15 protein-coding genes are annotated in these 23,793 nt (G+C 56.8%); 12 read left to right on the top strand and 3 right to left on the bottom strand.

The features are described 5' to 3' along the window. Nucleotides 1-27 precede the first annotated feature (27 nt). Entirely contained in the window at nt 28-1,464 is a 1,437-nt protein-coding gene (gene pyk / locus BLP93_RS15220) for a pyruvate kinase (protein ID WP_092123545.1), read from the top strand. Nucleotides 1,465-1,531: 67 nt separating this feature from the next. Here pyk and BLP93_RS15215 read toward each other — a convergent pair whose 3' ends face one another. The 3 genes from BLP93_RS15215 to BLP93_RS15205 form a co-directional block, all read right to left on the bottom strand. Continuing rightward, a complete protein-coding gene (locus BLP93_RS15215; protein ID WP_092123543.1) occupies nt 1,532-2,023 on the bottom strand; it encodes a chemotaxis protein CheW in 492 nt (163 codons plus the stop codon). Between the two features lie 141 nt (nt 2,024-2,164). Next, the gene (locus tag BLP93_RS15210; protein ID WP_092123541.1) at nt 2,165-4,210 is read right to left on the bottom strand and encodes a methyl-accepting chemotaxis protein; all 2,046 of its coding nucleotides are present in this window, start codon (nt 4,208-4,210) and stop codon (nt 2,165-2,167) included. Between the two features lie 269 nt (nt 4,211-4,479). After that, nucleotides 4,480-7,623, bottom strand: a complete 3,144-nt coding sequence (locus BLP93_RS15205) for an ATP-binding protein (protein WP_161946364.1) — start codon at nt 7,621-7,623, stop codon at nt 4,480-4,482. A 468-nt stretch (nt 7,624-8,091) separates the two neighbouring features. Between BLP93_RS15205 and cls the strand changes: the two genes are divergently transcribed. From cls to dnaB, 11 genes are all read left to right on the top strand, one after another. Next, nucleotides 8,092-9,528 (top strand): cardiolipin synthase, encoded by a 1,437-nt coding sequence (gene cls, locus BLP93_RS15200; protein WP_092123537.1) that lies wholly within the window; start codon nt 8,092-8,094, stop codon nt 9,526-9,528. Between the two features lie 87 nt (nt 9,529-9,615). Next, nucleotides 9,616-10,227 (top strand): YqaA family protein, encoded by a 612-nt coding sequence (locus BLP93_RS15195; RefSeq protein ID WP_092123535.1) that lies wholly within the window; start codon nt 9,616-9,618, stop codon nt 10,225-10,227. A 67-nt stretch (nt 10,228-10,294) separates the two neighbouring features. Continuing rightward, the gene (locus tag BLP93_RS15190) at nt 10,295-10,696 is read left to right on the top strand and encodes a PaaI family thioesterase (RefSeq protein WP_092123533.1); all 402 of its coding nucleotides are present in this window, start codon (nt 10,295-10,297) and stop codon (nt 10,694-10,696) included. Next, nucleotides 10,690-12,117, top strand: coding sequence for an MATE family efflux transporter (locus tag BLP93_RS15185; protein WP_244148784.1), 1,428 nt, complete (start codon nt 10,690-10,692; stop codon nt 12,115-12,117). Before BLP93_RS15190 ends, BLP93_RS15185 begins: the two co-directional genes overlap by 7 nt. 242 nt (nt 12,118-12,359) lie before the next feature. Beyond that, the gene (locus BLP93_RS15180; protein WP_139163028.1) at nt 12,360-13,280 is read left to right on the top strand and encodes a biotin--[acetyl-CoA-carboxylase] ligase; all 921 of its coding nucleotides are present in this window, start codon (nt 12,360-12,362) and stop codon (nt 13,278-13,280) included. A gap of 133 nt (nt 13,281-13,413) precedes the next feature. Then, a complete protein-coding gene (locus BLP93_RS15175) occupies nt 13,414-17,112 on the top strand; it encodes a pyruvate carboxylase (protein WP_092123529.1) in 3,699 nt (1,232 codons plus the stop codon). A gap of 163 nt (nt 17,113-17,275) precedes the next feature. Then, nucleotides 17,276-20,893, top strand: a complete 3,618-nt coding sequence (locus BLP93_RS15170; RefSeq protein WP_092123527.1) for a PEP/pyruvate-binding domain-containing protein — start codon at nt 17,276-17,278, stop codon at nt 20,891-20,893. 305 nt (nt 20,894-21,198) lie between these two features. Beyond that, the gene (rpsF, locus tag BLP93_RS15165) at nt 21,199-21,510 is read left to right on the top strand and encodes a 30S ribosomal protein S6 (RefSeq protein ID WP_092123525.1); all 312 of its coding nucleotides are present in this window, start codon (nt 21,199-21,201) and stop codon (nt 21,508-21,510) included. A 2-nt stretch (nt 21,511-21,512) separates the two neighbouring features. Beyond that, on the top strand, nt 21,513-21,770 hold the full coding sequence (gene rpsR, locus BLP93_RS15160; RefSeq protein WP_092123523.1) for a 30S ribosomal protein S18: 258 nt from the start codon (nt 21,513-21,515) through the stop codon (nt 21,768-21,770). 15 nt (nt 21,771-21,785) lie between these two features. Continuing rightward, nucleotides 21,786-22,325: a 50S ribosomal protein L9 gene (gene rplI, locus BLP93_RS15155; RefSeq protein WP_092123521.1), complete on the top strand. Its 540-nt coding sequence runs from the start codon at nt 21,786-21,788 to the stop codon at nt 22,323-22,325. Nucleotides 22,326-22,344: 19 nt separating this feature from the next. Further along, the gene (dnaB, locus tag BLP93_RS15150; RefSeq protein WP_092123519.1) at nt 22,345-23,751 is read left to right on the top strand and encodes a replicative DNA helicase; all 1,407 of its coding nucleotides are present in this window, start codon (nt 22,345-22,347) and stop codon (nt 23,749-23,751) included. The last annotated feature ends 42 nt before the right edge of the window (nt 23,752-23,793 follow it).

The following is a 23,793-nucleotide window of genomic DNA, read 5'->3' as shown; positions in this document are numbered from 1 at the left end:
TGGAAGTAACAATCAGGAGGGTGTTCCATGAAGACGAAAATTGTGGTCACTGTCGGTCCGGCCATCGACAGCGAAGATATGTTGCGCAAGATGGTCGAGCAGGGGGTGCGGATTTTCCGGCTCAATTCCTCCCATGGGGACCGGGCCTATTTTGAAAAGGTGATCGGTCGGCTCAAGGCGCTGGAAGCGGAACTGGATCTCTCGTTAAGCCTGATGCAGGACCTTTCCGGCCCCAAGATCCGGATCGGCGAAATCCCGGAGGCGCCCTGGGATGTCTACAAGGACGACCAATTGATCATGGGGCTTCCCGGAAGGAAAAATGATTATGAGTCCAGTCTGAAAGAAGAAAATGCGCGCTGGATCGATTTGGACCATCCGGAGATGCTGGAGGTGCTCGCGGCCGGAGATACCGTAACCCTCAGCGACGGCGGGTTGCAATTTCACGTGACGGAGAAGATCGATGCCCATGCCGTGCGGCTCAAGGCGCACAATTCCGGTTTGCTTGCGTCGAAGAAAGGCGTGGCCTTTCCCGGCAAGGTCAGCCCGCTGCCCGCTTTCACTCCGAAGGACCGTCAGGACCTGGCCTATGGACTGGAACTGGGCGTAAATGTCGTAGCCCTGTCATTCGTGCAGAATGCCCAGGACGTTGAATCTCTGATCAACGAAATGGAACGCCTCGGACACCGGGTGCCGGTGATCGCCAAGTTGGAGCGCCTGAACGCCGTGGAGAACCTGCAGGAAATCCTCAAGCTGGCGGACGGGATCATGGTCGCCAGGGGCGATTTGGGGCTGGAATGTCCCCTGGCTTCTCTGCCCGGGCTGCAGAAAGAGATCATTAAGGCCTGCAATCAGGCGGGAAAACCGGTGATCGTGGCCACCCAGATGCTGTTGTCCATGGTGGAGAATCCCGTGCCGACCCGGGCCGAGATCACGGACGTGGCCAATGCCATCCTGGATGGAACGGATTGCGTGATGCTGTCCGAAGAATCGGCCATTGGTAATTATCCCTTGGCAACAGTGCAGCAGATGATCCAGATAGGAAACGAAGCGGAGAAATTTGCCGCCCGGCACAATCCGGGGCCGATTGCTCCCAGGGATCAGAGCGATCCGGCCTGGTTTCTGGCCTATGCCGCCTGTCTGTTGGCGGAGAAGGCCAACGTCCGGGCTCTGGTGGCCCACAGCATGTCCGGAGCCACCATCCGCCATCTCAGTGCCTGCCGGCCCGAGCAGCCCTTGTATGCCCTGAGCACAGACCCCCTGGTCCGTCAGTTTCTGAACTTTTCCAAAGGAGTGCTGCCGTACCCGGTCAAGGAACAGCTTTCGGATCACCTGGACAGGACGGAATATTTCGTGGACAGCTGCCGGGAATTCGCCACCGGCGAGGCTGTGGTGATCACCGCGGGACAGCCCAAACCCCGTCAGGAGCGCACGGCCACCAATCTGGTGAAGATTTACGTGAAGTAGGATCGTGAGAAGCGGGCGAAGCATGAATGCTTCGCCCGCGATGGCTTTGATGCGGATGGTGGAAGAATCAGGCCGTTTCCTCCACGTCCTTGACGATGGCCAGTTCCTCGGCGGAAAAGATCTTGTCGATGTTCAGGATGATGATGAATTGCTCCCCGTTCTTACCCATGCCCTCGATGAATTCGGTCTTGATGCGGGTGCCCAGGCGGGGGGCCGGTTCTATCTGATCCGGTTCCAGGTCGAAGACTTCCTGGACCGAGTCGGCCAGAGCGCCCAGGATGGTGTTTTCGCCGTCCACATCCACTTCCACGATGATGATGCAGGTATTCACGGTCTCTTCGGTTCTGGTCATGCCGAACTTGAGCCGCATGTCCACCACGGGCACGGCTCGGCCCCGGACATTAATTACCCCCCGCAGAAAATCCGGCGTGCGCGGGACCCGCGTGATGTCCGTGTATTCCAGAACCTCCCGGACCTTGGCGATGTCCATGGCATAGAGTTCCTTGTCCAGGGTGAAGGTCAGGTACTGGTTCAACGTCGTACTGAATTTTTCATTCATGTTGCCTCTCCGGCTTTAGGGTGCAGCGGTAGCGGTTTTCAACGATCCCGGAATGTGCGGGGGCGGTTCACGCCGTCTCCGACGCGAAGGTTGGCGTGAACCGCCCCCGAATTCCGTTTGTGCGAGAAGGTCCCTGAACTTCTAGAACTTCTCGAATTCGTCGTCTTCCTTGCCCATATCCAAGGCAAATCCCTGGGACTTGGCCGGTTTTGCGGGCTTGGCCGCAATCGCCGCACGTGAGCCGGCGAGCATGTTTCCGGTCCTGCGCGGTTTCTGGATGCGGCGGGAGGCAACCCCGGAATCGCCGCCCATCTTGAAGAAAGCCATGGTGGCCTGGAGTTCCTCGGCCTGGCTGGAAAGTTCCTCGGACGTGGAGGCCATTTCCTCGGCGGCCGAGGCGTTCTGCTGGATGACCTGATCCAGTTGCTGGATGGCCTTGTTGATCTGCTCCACGCCGATGCTCTGCTCCCGGCTGGCGGCGTTGATTTCCTGGATCAGTTCGGCCGTTCGCTGGATGTCCGGCACGATCTTGACCAGCATCTCTCCGGCCTGCTCCGCCACCTCTACGCTGGATGCGGACAGCTCGCTGATTTCCGAGGCCGCGGAACCGCTGCGCTCAGCCAGCTTGCGCACTTCTGCGGCCACCACGGCAAAGCCCTTGCCCGCGTCCCCGGCCCGAGCCGCCTCGATGGCCGCGTTTAGGGCCAGGAGATTGGTCTGGCGGGCGATTTCCTCGATAATGGAAATCTTTTCGGCGATCTGTTTCATGGCCGTCACGGTCTGGGACACGGCCTTGCCGCCTTCCTGAGCATCCTGGGCCGCCTTCAGGGCGATCTTTTCCGTCTGGGCTGCGTTGTCCGCGTTCTGGCGAATGTTGGCTGTCATCTGCTCCATGCTGGAAGAAACTTCCTCCACGGCCGCGGCCTGCTCCGTGGCGCCCTGGGACATCTGTTCCGCGGAGGCGGACAACTCCTCGCTGCCGGAGGCCACATTTTCCGAGGCCGATTTCACCTCGCCGACGATCTGACGCAGTTTTGTCTGCATTTCCTGCATGGCCTTACCCAGAACGCCGATCTCGTCCTTCTGATCAACTTCCAAATGCGCGTCCAGTTCACCCGCGGAAAGGTCTTCGGAGAAGCGTACGCCCCTGGAAACCGGGTTAGTGATGGCCCGGGTCAAGATGATGCCCAGAGCCAGTGCCAGGATGACTCCGATGATAATGCCGGCGATGGCCACGACCTGGGCCTGGGCCGCATCAGTCTGGGCAGCGGATACAGACTCTTCGGTGGAGCGTTCGTTTAACTCCAGGACCTGGGTCAGCAGCCTGAGGGCTTCCGCTTGCCGCTCCCGCACTTCGACCATGGCCGTCTGGGTCATGTTGTCAAAAATGGATTCCGCTTCCTGGGCGATGGCGATCAGCTCGTAGAAGCGGGCAAATGTTTCGTCGGCCATGGGTATGGTCTCATTGGCCAGGATTTGGTTGGCGGTCTCGATGTCGCCTGCGCGGATCGTTTGCTTGATGTTCCCGATGGAGCTGTGAAACGGGTTGTGCGTTGCGGGCATGCGCCGCAGGATTTCCAGCAGACGGGGGTTTTCGGTGCGGAAGTTGGCCAGCCAGCGGCCGAAGTTGCAGGCTGTGGGATCGTCCCCGCCGTCGAACTGCACCCCGCGGGTGATCAGCGCATTCACATTACTTATTAAGGCATAGTGGTCACCGCGAAACTGCTGCAGGTTCGCCCGCAGGTTGGCCGGATTGCTGATGCCGGTGCGTTGCAACTCCCTGGCCATTTCGACGAAGCGGTCGTTGACTGTCCGCCAGGCATCCAGTGCAGTCGTTGTCTGGCGCCACAAGGCCGTTTCCTCGGCCGTGGCTGGGAGCGCTTCGAATTCCTCGCGTAGTTTCGCGATGTCGCCGCGCTGGCGGATCAGGATGTCGAACTGCCGCTGCATATCCGCCGGGGCCAATCCCGGCACCAGCAGTGTGCGCTGGGCCACGCGCAGGGATTCATATTCCTTTTCGATGTTCATTAGGGTCTGGATGCTGGGTAACTGGACCGTGCCCACCTCCTCGATATGACCCGTCAGATTCTTCGCGCCCCACCATCCGAAAGCGCCCACGATAAAAACGATCAATGCCACTATGGCAAATCCGCCGACAAGTTTAACCCCGAGCCGAATGTTCTTCATTGCTTCCTCCCCTCATGCTTACATTGGTTGGCTGTTGTTCGTTCGTTATATCAGTGTCGGGTGCGAAAATGATCCGCACTTGACAGAAGGCAATTGGCAAAAAACGGGAGACCGGAAAACCAGGATCAGTATTTGCACCTCAACGTTGGTTCTTTTTTCCGAATTACTGCATTCGAAATATTCCAGAGAATTCGATAATCAATGCAGATTAATATTACATATCAGTTGAAGTGCATCCTTGGAGCGGCAAGTATGCGTCAATAATGCTGTCAGGTGTTGATATGGTTGACATATACGTAGTCTTCGATTTCGGCAATAGAATGTAAAACGTTCTTGATGCCGTCCGCGGCGAGTGTCGCTTTGCGTTTCCGGGCCATTTGTTCCAGCGTCGCGGCATCTCGAAGCAAGCGGGGCAGATGCAGCATTGCTGCGATTCCTTTAATTTTGTGGGCAACGCAGGACAGCTCCTCAAAATTGATATTATTGAACTCGTTTTGTAACGCGATACGAAAGTTGGGAGCTTCCGTGTGGATGAATCGATGCAGCAGCTCATACCAAAGCGCCGCATCTCCGTCACATTGGCTGATGCCGAGAACCTCGTTCACCATGGGTAGAGCGGATGGATTCGGCGTGGGTTTCGCCGTGGCAGATCCTGGCTCAAGATTGTATTCGAAGTTCGCCTCGGCTTCGGATCTGGTTACGACGTCCTCGAGTATTTGAAAAAAGGAGTCCCGGTTCAGTGGTTTGATCACCACCGCATCCATTCCCGCGTCTATGCAAGTCTGGTGATCTTCGGCCATGGCATGCGCCGTCAGGGCGATTATGGGAATGCGTCTCCGGAAACTGTTTCCCGCTGCCGAACTTTCCAGACGCCGTATGCGCCGGGTTGTCTCCACTCCATCCAGAACCGGCATTCGAACGTCCATCAAAATCACGTCAAAGGGAGTTTGCACCGGTGCTTCAGCCATCAAATCCAACGCTTCCATTCCATTGCTCGCGGTTTGCACGAAATGGCCGGCCTTTTCCAGGATGTAACGCATGAAAATTTGCACGGTTTCCGTGTCTTCCACCAGCAGAATGCGCAGCGGGGGCAGTCCGGCTGCGCCGTTGTCCGTTTTCCTGGGGCCGGACTTCCGCTCCGGGCGTTCCATCTTCGAGGTCGACGCCTTGAGGGAATCTTCAGCAACGGAGAAGGGCAGTTGAATTGTGAAGGTGCATCCGGCTGCGGGATTGTTGGCGACTTGGATTGTTCCGCCCATCATTTCAGCCAGGTTCTTGCTGATGGGCATTCCAAGGCCCGTTCCCTTGTGTCCCTTGGCCCGGGTGGACCCGGCCTGGGCAAAGGCGTCGAAAATGCGCGGCAGGAACTCCGGATCAATTCCTGGTCCGGTATCCGACACCTGAAGGCGCAACATGGGCCGATCGCCGGTTGGTTCGTCAACCTCGACTTCAACACTCAGGGCTCCCTGTTCCGTGAACTTGACCGCATTGCTGACAAGGTTGCGCAGGATCTGGGACAGTCGCAATTCGTCGGCCTGTATCCAAACAGGTACTGTATCGGCAATTCGCGATTCCAGCTTTAGCCCTTTTTTCCGGACCTCCAGTTCGTAGATGTCCAGGCAGGAACGGATGAGCTGTCTGATGTCCACGGGGACGATGCTCAGCTCCAGTTTGCCCGCCTCGACTTTGGAGAGGTCAAGAATGTCGTTGATGATGCCGACCAGGGAATGGGCTGCGTCCATGACCATGCGCATGTGGTCGCGGGAGCGGTCGTCGGCGCTGTCCATGAGCATCTCCAGCGTGCCCATGATCCCGGACAGCGGGGTGCGGATTTCATGGCTCATGTGGGCCAGAAAATCACTCTTGGCCTTGTTGGCCGCTTCCGCGGCCTGCTTGGCGGCGGCGAATTCGGCCTGGGCCAGCTTGACCTCCGTCACATCCCTTGCGGCGGCATGAATCAATCCGTTTGCCAGGCAGGCCCGCCATTCCAGCCATCGAACCCCACCGTCCCTGGTCTGGATTCGGTTCACAAAGTTTGTGAGCTTGATGTCCGCCAGCAGATCCCGCATGGCCAGACTGGTCGCCGTCCGGTCTTCGGGATGGACGAAATCGAGCAATCGCCTTCCGGTGATTTCCTTGAGCGGATAACCAAGAACCAGTTCCCACTCCGGGTTCAGCAACTGGAAATAGCCTTCTGTGGAGACAATACAGAGCAGGTCCATGGCAGTGCTGAAAAACGTATCCAGTTCGGAAATCTTTTCGCGCAGGCCTTGCTCGCGTTGCATGATTTCCGTCATATCTCTGAGGGTGCCGATGAAAACCGTCTTTCCGTGCTCATGGCCGCCTGGGGAGCCCTGGACCAGAACATATCCGCGTTCCTCGTCCTGCCGGACGACTTCAAGCTCCAGCTCAAACGGGGCATGAATGGCCATGCTTTTCCGGATGGTCTCGCGCAGGCGGTCCCATTCCCGTGCGGAAAAGGCCGCCTGAAACCGCAGGACTGGAACGGTTCGGACCCCGAGGGGGGGCGTCGGTGAAACTCGGGGTTCCGGTTCGGATTCCGGAGCCGGGTCCAGATCCAGAATCTGGTGAAACAGGTCGCAGGCCTTGATCTCCGTATTGTAGCCGTCCCATTCCCAGATCCCGAGTCGGGAAACGCGTTGTGCCTCACGAATGACGGCAGCCGAACGGGCGGTGATGCGAAGTTCCTGTTCCACCTTTTTGTGCTGGTCGAGTTCCTTGCGGTATTCCTCGATGGCCAGGGACAGTTCCAGGTTCCTGTCCCGAACATGTTCCTCCAGTTGGAGTTTGTTCTGAAGCAGGGCATTTTCCAGAACGTGCCATTCTGTAATGTCCAGAATGCAGGCGCAGATCTCCCGGTGCGAAGACGTCCGGGGCTGCAGGTCGTCGACACGGAGCAGGGCCTGCCGAATCCCGCCCTGCCGGCGGCGGAACCGGAAGAAAAGATCCTGTGCCGGGAGGCCTTGCAGGATTTCATCGAATCGTTCCATGAAAAGGCCCCGGTCCTCCGGAAGGACATGGCCGCTGAAGCGGCGCAGGGTTGGTTTGACCGAGTAGGGAGTATAGCCCATGAGAATGAAGAGAGAGTTCGACCAGGTGAATTTCTGTTCAGGAAGGTCGATTTTCCAGAAACCCGTCCATGCCAGAAGATTCCTGCGGTTGGGCCGGGATGGCTTGGTGTCCGGATGGGCGGGGTTGAGGAGGTCGTCTCCAGCCGGGAAAAGGAAAAAGTTCACCGGAGCGATTTGCAGGACGTCGCACAAGGTGGAGAGCAGGGAAAACGACGGCGAAACCTGCCCCAGTTCGATCCGGCTGACGTGTTGCGTGGACACGCCGATGCTTCGGGCGAGTTCGGCCTGGCTGAGGTTCGCCATGGAGCGTATAAACCGCAAGCGGGTTCCGAAATTCGGGATGAGTATAAGTCACCTGCCGGTTAAGATCATAAATAATTTCATGTGATCTATTTTGAAGAACATGTAAATCATCTTTAAGGTTGAATTAAATAGTATTCCAAGTTTTTTTAATATGTTATGGTGTATATTTTTTTGCCATGGCGGAAGGATACTTTTTTTTGCTATACTTTCGGGTACGTACGCACTCAGAAAAAAGTTGATCGCAGGTCAGCAACAGTCAGGCCCGATTGAATTTTGGAGACAACATCAACATCAACGCGCTCCGGGCATCGCATGAGAGTGGCATAGGGTGACGTTCGAGGTCTGACAATGTGAGGGATGCAGCCTAAAACCGACGTGAGGAGACGGGAATGCTGATGATGGAGGTGTGCGCGATGGGGCGGATGTCACGGCAGGCTTCATGGCTGTTCGAACAAAGCCGAATCTTATCGGGGCAGGGAGGTTGAGATGTTCCTGGTTGAGTTTTCCCTGTTCCTGAACTTGAGCGGCTGGGTCATCCGGTTGGTCATGATTCCCGTGGTGGCCATGCGACAAAAGAATTCGGCAACCTGCCTGGCATGGCTGGCCGTTATTTTCGTGATGCCCTGGCTGGGCCTCATCACATATCTGCTTCTGGGGGAGCAGAGCATCGGTTTTTTGCGGGTGCGGCGTCGCATGAAGCGGCATAAGGCCTTTGACAACATCCACCGGCTCCATGCCAGTCTGCCGGAATTCGACAACGTCCGGGTTCGCCAGGATTACGAAATTCTGCTCCAACAGGCCGAACACCATGGGGGCATGCCCCTGCTGGGCGGCAACAAGGTCATGCTGTTGGCGGACATCGATGACGTGGTGCGGCGTCTGGTCCAGGACATCGATCAGGCCAAACATCATGTTCACCTGCTTTTCTATATTTTTCGCGACGACGCCATGGGCAGGATTGTCGGCGACGCTCTGGTTCGGGCCGCCGGCCGGGGAGTGCGCTGCCGCGTTCTGGCGGACATGGTCGGATCCCGAGGGATGTTCAGCGGTCTTGGGGCGATACTCCAACTGCACGGCGTGCAGGTGGTGGCCGGCTTGTCCGCCAACCCGCTCAGGATGCGCCTGGCGCGACTGGATATCCGTAATCATCGCAAGCTGGCGGTGATCGACGGAAGCATTGCCTATACCGGTTCCCAAAATATCGTGGAACCGGTTTTCGGGCACCGCAAGGCCGGAGCCTGGCACGACGTGATGGTACGCATCGAGGGACCCAGCGCTCGGCAATTGCAGGCCGTATTTCTGGAGGATTGGTATCTGGAAACCGGGGAAGCCCTGGATTGCATGACGCTCTATCCCGCCGCAACGCAAGAAGGAGAGGTGGCTTTGCAGGTCGTGCCTACGGGACCGGACAAGCCCACCGAAGGATTTCAGGATTTGCTGATCCTGGCTATCAATTTCGCGCAACGCAAGGTGGTGATCACTTCACCGTATTTCATCCCCAACGAAGGCCTGCTCACGGCAATGCGACTGGCGGTGAGCAGAGGGGTCGAGGTGGATCTGATCCTGCCCCAGCGCAGCGACCATCCCCTGGTGGACTTGGCCAGTTATCACTATTGCGGCATCCTGATGGAACACGGCGCAAACGTGTACCTGTTTCATGAGGGCATGCTCCATGCCAAACTGCTGCGCGTGGACGACACCATGGCCATGATCGGTTCGGCAAATTTCGACATTCGTTCCTTCTATCTGAATCTGGAAGTCGTTCTGTTTCTCTTTGATCAGGAATTTCTTTATACCGTGCGCCAACTGCAAAGCGATTACCGCTCCCGTTCGCACAAGGTCGATCCGGCAACCTGGGCCCGCAGGCCGTTTCACCGCAGGCTCCTGGAGGCCATTGCCAAGGTCTTCAGTCCGCTTCTGTAGTTTGGAGTAAACCCTTTTCATCAGTTGTCTTCAACATTAACAGACCGAATGTGATCCGGTTGCATTCGTCCCGGGAGTTGATTTGCCGTGAACATCTTGCGCAGGCTTTATGATTGGGTCTTGAGTTGGGCCGCCACTCCTTATGGAACGGCGGCCCTTTTCGTGCTCGCGTTTTTTGAATCCTCTTTTTTTCCCATACCGCCGGATCCGCTGCTGATAGCCCTCATACTCGGAGCAAGGGAAAATGCCTTCCGTTTTGCCGCGGTCTGTTCCATTGCTTCGGTCTCCGGCGCGCTTCTCGGCTACGGCATCGGCTACTTTTCCTGGTGGACCATCAGTGGCGAGTTTACTGCTCTGGCCCAGTTTTTTTTCGACACAGTGCCGGGCTTCACCGTGGACAAATTCAACATGGTTCAGGGGCTGTTCGAGCAATGGAATTTCTGGATCGTCTTCACGGCCGGTTTCACGCCGTTGCCGTTCAAGGTCTTTACCATTGCCGGGGGGGCTTTCGACATTTCCCTTGTCCCCTTCATTCTGGCCTCTCTGGTCGGCCGTTCAGCCCGCTTCTTTCTCGTGGCTTGGCTGATCTGGAAATTCGGAGCGCAGATCACCTTGTTCATCGACAAGTACTTCAATCTGCTCGCGATCGTCTTCGCCTTGCTGCTGGTGGGCGGATTCGTTTTGTTGAAAATGGTGTAGGTACCGAGCAATGAAAGCCCTCGGCTGCGGGGTGACCCGGAACAACTGTCTGTGAGCGAGATGCACAGTGGAAAAGATTCAAAGTTATATCAATGACAATGATCGGCTGGCACGACATCTCGGGATAGAGATCGTTGCCGTCGGCCTCGGCACGGCCACCGCTCGAATGGAACTGGCCGAGGAGCACACGAACAGTCTGGGCATGGCCCATGGCGCGACCTTGTTTGCCCTTGCGGATCTGGCCTTTGCCGCGGCGTCCAATTCCCACGGCAGCGTGGCGGTGGGCGTGCAGGCCGGGATTCATTTTCACCATTCCGTCTCCTCCGGGACTCTTACGGCCACGGCGAAAGAAGTTTCCCGGAGCCGGAGATTGGCCAGCTATCTTGTCGAGGTGCGCGATGCATCGGACAATCTGGTGGCCACGTTCCAAGCCATGGCCTATCGCAAAAAGGAAGTACTCTCTTGCTGAACCAGGGAAAGGGCGGAATTGCCGCAACGCCTCCCAAGCCGTCGCTCCCCTTCGATCCCAAGGCGTCACCCACCAGGACCATCTGGCTGCTTGCCTGGCCCCAGGTGCTGATGATGCTTTTCCATTTCCTGATCGGCTTCGTGGACGTCTGGGTAGCGGGCAGAATCAGCCGGGACGTGCAGGCCAGCATGGGCATGGTCAGCCAGTCCTTTTTCATCTTCCTCGTGGTGGCCATTGCCGTGGGCAACGGCAGCGTGGCGGCCATCAGTCAGTCCTACGGCGCCGGACTGATGCACCGGGTCCAGCGCTACGTCGGGTTGAGTCTGCAGGCCGCGGCAGTATTCGGGGTCTTGCTGCTGGTTTTCGGATACGGTTTCCAGGGCGCCCTGATCCGGATCCTGCAGACTCCGGAAAGCCTGCTGCCTATAATGACGTACCTGCTCAGCGTCTATCTCCTGGTGCTGCCGGCCTACTACCTGTTCATCATCGGCAACTCGATCCTGCGAGCCCAGCAACTCGTCCTGTATCCGCTGTACGGCATGATGATCGTGGCAGGGTTGAATACCTTCGGGGACTTTGCTCTGGGCCTGGGCATGTTCGGCTTTCCCGATCTGGGGTACAAAGGGCTGGCCTGGAGCACCTTTGGTTCGGTGCTCGCGGGAGGCCTGTTCAACGTCTGGATTCTCCGGCGCAGGGGGCTGCTGGTCCGCCGCAGCTTCGCCCCATGGAAATGGATCCGCTGCGCCTCGCCGTACCTGTTCAAAGTGGCCTGGCCTGCCGGCCTGATGCAGTTGGTCTGGCATTCGGCATATATCGCCTTGTTCTCCATTACCGCCAGCCTGCCTGTGGGCAGCGTGGTCGCCCTGGCCGGGATGAGCGCCGGGATGCGCGTGGAGTCGTTGATGTTCCTGCCCGGCTTTGCCTTTAATTTCACGGCAAGTATTCTGGTGGGCCATTACCTCGGCGCCAAGAAGCCGGAAGAGGCCAAACAGATGGGCTACCGGATTCTCGGGCAGGGATTGCTGGTCATTTGCATCCTGACCGTGGTTCTCTGGCAGTTTCTTGAACCCATCGCCGCCTTTGTCGCCCCGGATCCGGAAGTGCGGGACGAGGCGGTCAACTACCTGCGGTACAACCTCGCGGCCATGCCGTTTCTGCTGGTCTCCATGATCCTGGGCGGCGCGCTGACCGGCGCCGGAGCGACCATATACCAGGGTTTGGTCATGGGCGGCACGGCCTGGTTGGTCCGCATTCCCCTGGCCTTTATCCTGGGGCATCTGATCTTCATTCATGCCACCGGCATCTGGCTGGCCATGTTCCTGTCCATGGCCGTGCAGGCCCTGTGCGTGGCCTACGTCTATCAATTCTGGGACTGGCAGCGATTTGCCCTGCGCAAGAAGCGAATTGCTCCGGCTGCGTGAGCGGGGTTGCCTGTTCGGAGCTTTCTTCGACCCTAGAACACCGAATTCAATGGCTGGTAATGCCTGCCTGGATGATTGAATCGCAGTCGAGATGGAATTCTTTGTCGAGATTGGGAGACCGAATTCGAAAGAATCGATTGCGATTTCGGTTGCGATAATAGAGGTGGGTGATTTTGCGTTGGGGGGATGTGGCAGCCAGGGTGTTCTTTTCGAATTTCTTCTTTTCTCTTGAGGTCGAATTTATGAAATCTTCGGTATTTCTTTTTTCCTCAGATATCCCGGAACTGCTTGCCGGCAGTGATCCTCAGACCATGGCTGCAGCGCATCCGGTGTGGAAGCAGACCATGGAGCGTTGGGGGCCGTGGCGGAAGAGCGAATTGTCCGGGGCGCAGATGGCAGATGAGCATTTGGTCCTTCGGAGCTGGACCGGGGAGCGGGATGGTCCGGGTCAGGTTTTTTTGGTTCGATCCTGTTCCTCGGCTTTGGATCTGGCCTGGAAGCTGATGCAATGGGACGTTTTGGCGCAATGGGACGCGGTGATTGCCGTGGAGCAGTGGTCAGGTCGGGGACAGGTTCGACGGCCCTGGCAGTCTTTGCCCGGAAATCTGCATCTGGTCTGGAGGGCGCCGACCCTGCCCAAGCCCTGGGACGGACTGACTTCGTTGGTGCCGGCATGGCTTGCGGCGCGGTCGCTGGGGCGCTTTGGGTTCGATGTGCGCCTGAAATGGCCCAACGACCTGGTCTTGGAAGATCGGAAAATCGGTGGAATCCTGGCCGAACAGCGGGGTGAGACGGTGGTTGTCGGCCTGGGGCTGAATCTGGCGGCAGTACCCGAGCAGAAGGTCCTCCGGGAGAACGCGGCCATGGAAGCGGGTTCCCTGGACGGTCGAATCAGCCCGGCCATGTGCTGGGAACAGCTTGTATCCGAGAGCCGATCTTGGTATCAAAACGTCCTACCGGAACTCCGACCGGATGATTTTGTTCACTTGTTTTCCGACATGCTCATCTGGAAGAACCGGGAAATTTCCATTCTCGACCATGCTCATGATCCGGACGCTCTTCATGGCAGATTGCTCGGCATCACTCCGGACGGCAGTCTGCTCGTGTCCTGTCCGGAGGGAGTTCGCCGGATTGCATCCGGTGAAGTGCGTTTGGTCTCATGATGAGGGCGGGCAAAATTTAAAAATGGTCTGGAAAGATGCAAAATTCATTGCCTGCAATGATTCTCGCGTACATGCGCTATAATCGCGGAGCCATGCCTTGTGCAGTCCGCAAAACCATGAACAGGATTTACTGATGGCAACAAAATCATTTGAACAGGTGGCCAAGGAAATCAAAGGGAAGCCCATTCTGGTCGCGAACCGGGGAATTCCAGCACGACGGATTGTCCGTTCCATTCAGGAAGTTTTTCAGGCCATACCGATAATGACGGCGACGGATGTGGACAAGACTGCCCCATTTACCGCCGGAGCCCGAGAATTGTTGCTGTTGGGCGATAATCCAAGAGCGTATCTGGATATTGATCTGATCATCCGCAAGGCCAAGGCTCGCGGCGTCATCGGCATTCATCCGGGGTGGGGGTTTGCTTCCGAAAACCAGGATTTTCCGGAGAAATGCGCCCAGGCCGGGATAACGTTTATCGGCCCACCCCCCGAAGCCATGCACCTTCTGGGCAACAAGGTGGAAGTTCGCCACCTGGCCAAGAAGCTGGGAATTCCCGTCGTCCCTGGTTCGGATGGCGCGGTGAGCGTGGCCGAGGCCAGGGATATCGCTTACTCCCTCGGATTTCCGATCATGCTCAAGGCCGAAGGCGGCGGAGGCGGGCGCGGAATTTACGAAGTGTATAAGCCCGAGCAGTTGGAACGCGCCTTTTCCAAGGCGTCGGCCCTGGCCGAGGCCTCCTTCGGCAACCCCCGTCTGTATGTGGAGAAGTTGTTGACCTCGGTGCGCCATATCGAGATCCAGGTCGTCGCCGACCAATACGGCAACTCTCATGCCCTGGACGAGCGGGATTGCACAGTCCAGCGCAATCACCAAAAGCTTGTTGAGATTACGCCCTCGCCCTGGGCGAAGATGACCCCGGAGCTTCGGGAACGCTTGAAGAAGTACGCCTGCGAGCTGTCCACCAGTGTCGGATACTATTCCCTGGCCACCGTGGAATTCTTGCTGGACGAGAATGCCACGCCGTACCTGATCGAAGTGAACACGCGCCTGCAGGTGGAGCACGGGATCACCGAATGCCGTTACGGAATCGACCTTGTGGAAGAACAGATCGCCATTGCCTTCGGCTCCAAGCTGCGTTTTTCCAAGGAATCCACCAAGCCCTTCAACCATGCCATGCAGGTCCGCATCAACTGCGAAGATCCGCAACAGAATTTTTCCCCCAACTCCGGGACCATCACCAGGTACATTTCCCCCGGCAGCCAGGGGATCCGGGTGGATTCCTGCGTTTCCGTGGGCTACGAGTTCCCGGCCCAATACGACTCCGCGGCCTCGCTGCTCATCGCCTACGGGCGGGACTGGGAGAAGATTTTGGGCATCATGAGTCGGGCTCTGCGGGAGTACATCGTCGGCGGGGTCAAGACGACCATTCCCTTCCATCGCCAGATCATGCTTCACCCGGAATTTCGTTCAGGTGATTACGATACCAAATTCATTGCCCGAACTCCGGAACTGATGCAGTACGTAGACAAGGAGCCTCAGGCCCTGCGCCTGGCCCGCCTGGCTGCGGAGATCTCCGCTCATGGGTACAATCCATATGTCCAGCTGGGCGACTATCGGGGTCGGGAAGACAAGCGCCTCGGCCGGTTCGAGCCGGTGCTGCCGGAGATCGACTTTGCCGCCAACGTTTCCCCCTATCCGCGCGGAGACCGTCTGGCCACTCTGGACTATATTCGGGACTCCGGAACGGTCCATTTTATGGACACCACCACCAGGGATCTGACCCAATCCAACAGCGGCAACCGCTTCCGGCTGGCCGAGGATCGGTTGATCGGTCCATATCTTGACAACTGCGGCTTTTTCGCCCTGGAAAACGGCGGCGGCGCCCACTACCACGTGGCCATGCTGGCGAACATGACCTATCCTTTCACCGAAGCGCAGGAGTGGAACCAGTTCGCTCCCAAGACCATGAAGCTGATCCTGATCCGCTCCACCAACGTTCTGGGGTACAAGCCGCAGCCCAAAAACATGATGCGTCTGACCGGTGAAATGATCTGCGAGCACTATCATGTGATCCGCTGCTTCGACTTCCTGAACCACATTGAAAACATGCGTCCCTTCGCGGAAGTGGTGATGGGCTCACGAGAACATATATTTGAACCGGCAATCTCCCTGTCCTGGGCCCAGGGCTTCGATGTTCCGCATTATCTCGGCGTGGTGGACGAAATCCTGAACATGATCGCGAATGTCTCCGGCATGGACCCTTCCAAGGCCTCCAGGCATTTCATTCTCGGCCTCAAGGACATGGCCGGGGTCTGCCCGCCGCGGTTCATGCGCGAACTGGTCGGCGCGATCCGGTCCAGGTATCCCGATCTGGTTGTCCACTATCATCGCCACTACACCGACGGACTGTTCGTTCCATCCGTGGGCGCCGCGGCCCAGGCCGGCGCGCATATTGTTGATACCGGGATCGGCGCTGCCGTGCGCTGGTACGGGCAGGGCGAAGTGCTTTCCACCGCAGCCTATCTCGAGGATGAACTGGGTCTGAAGACAAATCTGAACAAGGAAATGATCCGCACCAGCGGTTTCGTGCTCAAGCAGATCATGCCCTACTACGATCGTTATACGGCGCCTTATTTCCAGGGGATCGACCACGACGTCGTGGAACACGGGATGCCCGGCGGCGCGACCTCTTCTTCCCAGGAAGGGGCCTTGAAGCAGGGGTATATCCAACTTCTGCCGTACATGTTGCGTTTTCTGGCCGGTACACGGAAAATCGTGCGCTATCATGACGTGACGCCGGGTTCCCAGATTACCTGGAATACTGCCTTTCTGGCGGTTACCGGAGCGTTCAAGCAGGGAGGCGAGCGGGCCGTACGCCGGATGCTGACAATCCTGGACACTGTGACCACCACTGCCGAGGCCGATCTGACCCCGGAGATGCGCAAGGCCCGGCTGGAACTGTATGTTCACAGCAACGACGCCTTCCGAAACCTGCTGTTGGGCAAATTTGGCCGTCTGCCGCTGGGATTTCCCGCGGATTGGGTCTACGAGTCCGCCTTTGGCGCGGATTACCGCAAGGCGCTGGCCCAGCGCGTGGACAGCTCGCCGCTTGATTCCCTCGCCGACATCGACCTGGATGCCGAAGTCCTGAGCCTGACCGAACTTCTCAAGCGGGAACCGGCACCAGAAGAGATCATCAACTACCTGAACCATCCCGGCGATGCTTTGAAAACCATCGAATTCCGGCAACGATTCGGCGATCCGAACCAGTTGCCGCTGGATGTCTGGTTTGAGGGACTGCAACCCGGTCAGGAACTCCAGTTCCTGGACAGCGATGGAAAGCCGCGGAACATGGTCATTTTGGATATCTCCAAGCCCGACGATCAGGGCGTGAGCTTGGTGCGCTACATTTTGGATTCCGAGTTCATGAGCCATCAGGTCAAGGTTGCCGAAGCATCCGGCAAGACCCGGGAAGGCATGGAAATGGCCACGCCCGGCAATCCCTTCCATATCGGATCTCCATGCAACGGCGATCTCTGGGTGATGCATGTCAAACCCGGCGACGTGGTGCAGCAAGGCGAAGAATTGTTCAATATTTCCGTGATGAAGCAAGAAAAATCCATCCTTTCGCCGCTCCATGCCCAGGTCAAGCGCGTTCTCAAATTCGCCAATTTCACCGAGGACCGGAAAATGGTGCCGGTGCGCGAAGGTGAGTTGCTGATCGAACTGTCCGAACTGCCGCGGCTTTGCCCGGGATGTTCATTTCCTATGCCTTTGGAGGATGTTAATTTTTGTCCCTCATGCGGTCTTCAGCACGGACAGGAAGGATGACGGCGATTGACTTCGGTTTATTCTAAACGGTAATGGTATAATCGGATTTGCATGGTGAACTCTCCGGGAGTTCCCCGAAAAAACGACTTGTGAACCCGTTTTCTTGTCCAAGGAAGAGAAATCGCCGACCTAAGCCGGAACGTGTTGTCAAGGAGGATCAATAATGGCCAAAGCAGAGAAGGAAAAACCCAAGCCCAAGAAGGAAAACCCGGACGTTGCCGATGTAGAGGTGAAGTCCGCCCAGGCTGCAAAAGTGGATATCGGGGCAATAGAAAAAAAACTCATACTCACCGGTGAAGACATCGTCAGCCTTGGCGAACCCGCGGAACTGCTGGTGGGGGGGAAAAACTACAATACCGCCCTGATCAGCCAGGTCGAAAATATCCGGGCTCCCCAGTTTCGGGCCATATCTTCCATTGTTTTTCACCGTCTGCTGGATGAAACCAAGGTCAACGCCGCCTTGATCCGGACTAGCGTGGACAAGGAGTACGACCGGATCAACTGGAATGATGCCGAGATCAACAAGGATCCGGAGTTTCTGCGCCATTTCGTGCGCCGGCTCGCGAAAAAGATTCAAACGACGCAACAGGGCACGCAAAACCTGGTCAAGCTGCGTTCCTTCATCAACAACATCGTGGAAGGGTTTGCGGTATCCCCGGAAATGATCGATCAGCTGCGCAAACGCTCCGTCCTGGTGCAGGTGGCAATTTTATGCGTGGAAATGCCTCGGGACCTGGATGATGCGATTCGTCAATCCTACCGGGATATTTGCAAGGAAGCCGGTCTTGAGAATGTTCCCGTTGCCGTCCGATCCTCCGCGGCAGGCGAGGACAGCCGAAAGAAAGCCTTTGCCGGTCTGCAGGACACCTACCTGAACATTGTCGGCGAGCAGGCCGTGGTGGACGCCTATCAGTGGGACTGCGCCTCGGCCTACAACCTGCGCAGCATGACCTATCGCCGGGAGGCCATTCTGGACATGGTGGCCCTGGCTGAGCGAACCGGGGATGAAAGCATCGTCGAAAACGCCAAGAAAGAATGGGCCATTGAAAATACCTCGCTGTCCGTCTGCATCATGCGGATGATTAATCCTGTCATCTCCGGAACGGCCTTTAGCGCGGACACCTCCACCGGATGCCGCGGTACGGACAATAAGGACCTCGTTTCCATCGACGCCAGTTATGGTCTTGGTGAAGCCGTGGTCAGCGGTATGGTCACCCCGGACAAGTTTTACGTTTTTCAACGTGATGACGGGGAAGAGGTCGTTTTGCGGTTCATGGGTTTCAAAACCAAGAAAATCATCTACGCTGAAAAGGGCGCGGGTACCGTGACCATCGATGTCGCGCCGGAGGAGGTCTACCGCTGGTCCCTTTCCCTGGCCCAGGCTGAGGAACTGGCTCGGGGAGTTCGCAGCATCAGCAAGAGCTACGGCGGCATGATCATGGACACGGAATTCTGCATCGACCAGTGGGACCGTCTCTGGTTCGTGCAGGCCCGTCCCGAGACACGCTGGAACGATGAGCTGGAGAAACATCCGCACACGATCTTCATGCGCCGTTTGGAGGTCGATCCCGATGCGTTGAAGAGCGCCGAACTTCTTGTGGAAGGCAACGGCGCCTCCCGGGGGGCCGGGCAGGGAATCGTCCGATTCCTCCGTTCAGCCCTGGAACTGAACAAGATCACCAAGGGCGACATCCTGGCGGCGGATCGCACCGACCCGGACATGGTTCCCGGAATGCGCATCGCTTCCGCCATTCTTGCCGATGCCGGCGGCGACACAAGCCATGCGGCCATCACTTCCCGTGAACTTGGCATTCCCGCCGTAATTGGCATCCAGCGCCTGGAGACGTTGCAGGGCATGGACGGGCAGGAAGTCACCGTCGACGGCTCCAGAGGCCGGGCCTACCGGGGGCTGCTGCCGCTGATTGAGGTGGGCGGCGAGATCGACGTCAGCGCTCTTCCGGCCACCAAGACCAAGATCGGCCTGATTCTCGCCGATGTCACCCAGGCCCTGTTTCTCTCCCGCCTGCGGAACATGCCGGATTTCGAGGTTGGACTGTTGCGGGCCGAGTTCATGTTGGGCAGCGTCGGCGTCCACCCCCTGGCCTTGGAGGCGTACGACAACGGTCAACTCCAGTCTCTTGTGGACAACAAACTGCGCGAGCTGAACAATGAACTGACGAAGTTGGTGCGCGAACAATTGGTCACGGGAACCATTTCATTTGACTTGAAGCTGCGGCAGTACGTGGGCATTGTCACCGGCCTGAGCAAGGAAATTGATGCGCTTACTGAAAAGGGCGGCGACAAGGGGACGGACCAGGTTCTGGCCATCCACCGGCAGTTGCGGGACCTGGACGTCAAGCTGAACGATCACCTGGAGCTGGCTTCCCACAAGCTGGAGACGCTGAAAACCTCGCCCGATCTGCGCGAGCATGTGATCACCATCATGGGTTTTTCCGAAATCCTGGAAATGGCCAACGGTCAGGAAGAGGAAAAGCTCAAGCAGCGCCAGGAAATCGAAGACCGCATCCGCGGCATCGTCGAGCGAATCAAGGACGAGCCCATTGTCGTGGACATCATGAACCGCATCAATGCAATGAGGACGGAAGTGGCCATGCGTTCCGGCCTGGAGCGGGAACGGGAAGAAGTGCGCACCCTCCCTGAACGGATCAAAGAACTGATCCGGTCCAAGGGTTATCGTTCAGGAAAGGAACATTACGTTCAGACCCTGGCCCAGGGACTGGCGCTCTTTTCCATGGCTTTTTACGGCAAGGAAATCATCTACAGAACCACGGACTACAAGACCAACGAATACCGCAACCTGGTAGGCGGGCTGCTTTTCGAGGCATACGAAGACAATCCCATGATTGGATTCCGGGGTGTTTCCCGCAATATCCATGACTGGGAAGTCGACTCCTTCAAACTGGCCAGGGGCATATTCGGCGGCAAGAACCTGAACCTGATGTTTCCCTTCGTGCGCACCCTCGAAGAAGCCCGCAGCATGCGCCGCTATCTGGAAGGGGTGCACAACCTCAAATCCGGCGATGACGGGATGAAGATCATCCTGATGTCCGAGATTCCGAGCAATGCCATCCTGACCAAGCAGTTCATCCAGGAATTCGACGGATTCTCCATCGGCTCCAACGACATGACCCAGCTGGTGCTGGGCACGGACCGGGACAATCCGCGGCTGCGTCACATTTATGATGAAGAAGACCCGGCCGTGGTCTGGGCCATTCTGAGCACCATCTTTACAGGCCAGAAGTTCGGGAAGAAAGTTGGCTTTTGCGGTCAGGGGGTTTCCAACAGCAAGATCATCCGTGGCCTGGTCTGCATAGCCGGGATTGTTTCCGCCTCGGTTGTCCCGGATACCTATGCCCAAACCAAGAAGGACGTCGCGGAACTCGAGGCTGAGAGCATTCCCGTTGAAAAGCTCGGTGCATGGCTGAAAGAGCAGCACCTGGAGTGTCTGCGCAAGATCATGGCCGAGAACAAGTATGACCACATCCTGAAAAAGAACCGAACAGCCGGGGATTTGATGGATTGGTTCGAGGGCGAGATGGCCCGTCTTCATGAACAGTTGCAGGACCATCTCGGCAAGCCTCGTGAGGAATTCTATCGCCAGGAAATCGATCAATTCCGGCGGCTTTTCCATAAGCCGGTCATCTATGCCAACTGGGATTGGGAGGAAACCGTTTTTGACGCCCTCAAACATTCCGGTTTCCAATCCTATGAAGAACAGGCTATCGCTTTGCAGAAACAGCGCGAAGTCTACAACATGTAGTCTGTCCGAACAGTTCCGGACATCTTGCTTAAAGGCCCTGTCAGCAGGGCCTTTTTTAATGAGCATGTCCCGGAATGACGGGTCATTGAGTTGAAAATTACTTGATAAACAACAAGCTGTTGTCTTGTACCTATTCAACAAATTTTGATTCAAGTACGGAACCAGCTGAGTTGTGCGAGTTCTTTTTGAATCGATAAAGATCGTCAAATCAATTGACACGCCAGTTTATTCGTTGTTAAAGATTCCGTTTTTCCTTGCTCTGGCCATGTGGTCAGGGCCGAATCGACCGCAAGGAGGATACGATAATGCGGCACTATGAAACACTGATGCTCTTCAGTCCGGAAATGACGGGAGAGAGCCGCCAGGAAATTCTTGCCAACATGACCGCGATTGTGGAGCGGGATAATGGAAAGATTCTGGTGGAGGACGATTGGGGGATGCGGACCTTGGCCTACCCGGTGAACAAGCACACCAGGGGCCACTACGTACGCCTGGAGTTTTTGGCTCCCGGCACGGTGGTCGCTGAAATGGAGCGCAACCTGCGCATCACGGACGGAGTGTACAAATTTCTTTCCGTGAAGCTGGCCGATACCTACCAGGAACCAAAGGAGAGCTGATCATGGCATTTCGTAAATTCACCCCCCGGAAGAAATTCTGCCGCTTTTGCGCTGCCAAGGATCTGAAGATGGACTACAAGCGTCCGGATCTGCTCCGGGACTTCGTCAACGAACGGGGGAAGATCATTGCCCGACGCGTCACCGGAACCTGCGCAAAGCATCAGCGGGAACTGACCACGGAAATCAAACGCGCCCGCCAGATGGCCTTGCTGTTTTACACAGCCACGCACAGCGTGGATGCCATGAAAAGGATCAGCTAGGGAAGGGAGATTATAATGGAAGTCATATTGCGCACCAATTTGGATAATCTGGGCAGTCTCGGCCAGATTGTCAACGTCAAGCCGGGATACGGACGGAATTATCTGATCCCGCAAGGCCTGGCCATGCTGGCCACTCCCGGCAACAAGAAGCGCTTTGAACAGGAGCGCAGGAAACTGCAGGAAAAAGCCGACGCGATCCGCTTCTCCGCCCAGGAACTTGCGGACAAGATCAGTGCGGTGTCCCTGCGCATCCCCGTGCGCGTGGGCGAGGGCGACCGGCTTTACGGTTCGGTCACCTCCGCGAACATCGCCGACCTGATCAAGAAAGACCATGGCCTGGATGTAGACAAGAAGAACATCCTGCTGGATGACTCGTTGCGCGCCCTGGGCGAGTACAGCATCGAGGTTCGGGTTCACCAGGACATCCGGGCTCAGCTTCAGGTTGCCGTTGTCAGCCACGATGCCTTCAACGGAAACCAGTCTTCCCCTGAACCTGTTACCGACACCATCGACGAGAACGCAGCGACAGCAGAAGAAGCACGTTCAGAGGAGTAGTCGATAGCGGGAAACACCTTTGGCTCGATCACAGAAACAATCGCATCCCACCGGATCGGGGGCAAACCTTTCCGGAAAAACCCCCCCCCAGAACCTGGAAGCCGAACAGGCGGTTCTGGGGGGGCTTTTTTTAAGTCCCGGTCTTATCGATACGCTGCTTGATATTGTTGGGGAAGATGATTTTTACTCTCCGGCTCATCGCAGTATTTTTCAAGCCTGTCTGAGCCTTTATCAGCGCAGCGTTCCCATTGATCTGGTTACCCTTGCGGATAACCTGCAAAACTCCGGTCTTTTGGAACAAGTTGGCGGTCCGGTTTATCTGGCTTCGCTGACCGAATCCCTTGTAGCCACATCTCATGCCGAATCCTATGCCCGAATTGTCCGGGACAAGGCGATTCTGCGCCGGTTGATCCAGGCCGCCTCGGACATTGTGGTTTCCTGCCATGATGGCGTCCAGGAGGTGGACAAGGTACTTGATGAATCGGAAGCCGCCATCTTTGCCATTTCCGAAGCAAAAATTAAAAGTGTTTTTTCCACCACCAAGGAATTGGTCAGTCAGGTTTTTGAAAATCTGGAAAAACGGGTAGAGCGACAGGAACTGGTCACCGGAGTACCGACAGGATACCACAAGCTTGATGAGATGACCGCGGGGCTGCAGCCCTCGGATTTGATCATTATCGCTGCTCGTCCCAGCATGGGGAAGACGGCTTTTGCCCTGAACATCGCCATGCGTGCCGCGGTGCTGCATGATGTGCCCACGGCCATTTTCTCCTTGGAAATGTCTAAAGAGCAACTGATGATGCGGATGCTGTGTTCCTGGGGAAAGGTGGATTTGGCTCGGTTTCGGCGAGGTTTTCTTAATGACGAGGATTGGGCGCGTCTCTATCACGCCGCTGATTCTTTATCCCAGGCACCCATGTTTATCGATGATACTCCGGCCTTAAGTACCTTGGACTTGCGGACTCGTTGTCGGAGGCTGAAGTCGGAGAAAAAACTGGGACTTGTGATGGTCGATTATTTGCAATTAATGCGCGCCAGTCGCCGAATTGATTCCCGAGAACAGGAAATTTCCGAAATTTCAAGAACTTTGAAAGGCTTGGCCAAGGAGCTTGACCTGCCCATGGTCGCCTTGGCGCAGCTGAACCGCAAGCTTGAGGATCGCAGTAATCGGCGGCCCATGCTTTCCGATCTTCGCGAATCCGGCGCGATAGAACAGGATGCGGACGTTATCGCCTTTATCTACAGGGACGAGGTATATAACAAGCAGGAAGGCAATCCCAAAAAAGGCATTGCGGAGATCATCATCGGAAAACAGCGCAATGGCCCGACTGGAGAGGTTGAACTTGCCTTTCTTGATACTTATACCGCGTTTGAGAATTTGGTCGATATCCCTCCGCCCTCGGAAAGTTTAAAGCCTGCTTCGTAGTTGCTCTGACTTGTGGATGCTGAATTCCGAGCAAATCTTCCT

This window comes from Desulfonatronum thiosulfatophilum (genome assembly GCF_900104215.1).
Lineage (GTDB): Bacteria > Desulfobacterota > Desulfovibrionia > Desulfovibrionales > Desulfonatronaceae > Desulfonatronum > Desulfonatronum thiosulfatophilum.
The sequence above is the reverse complement of the archived record's forward strand: the minus strand, read 5'-3'. Positions and strand labels throughout refer to the sequence as shown.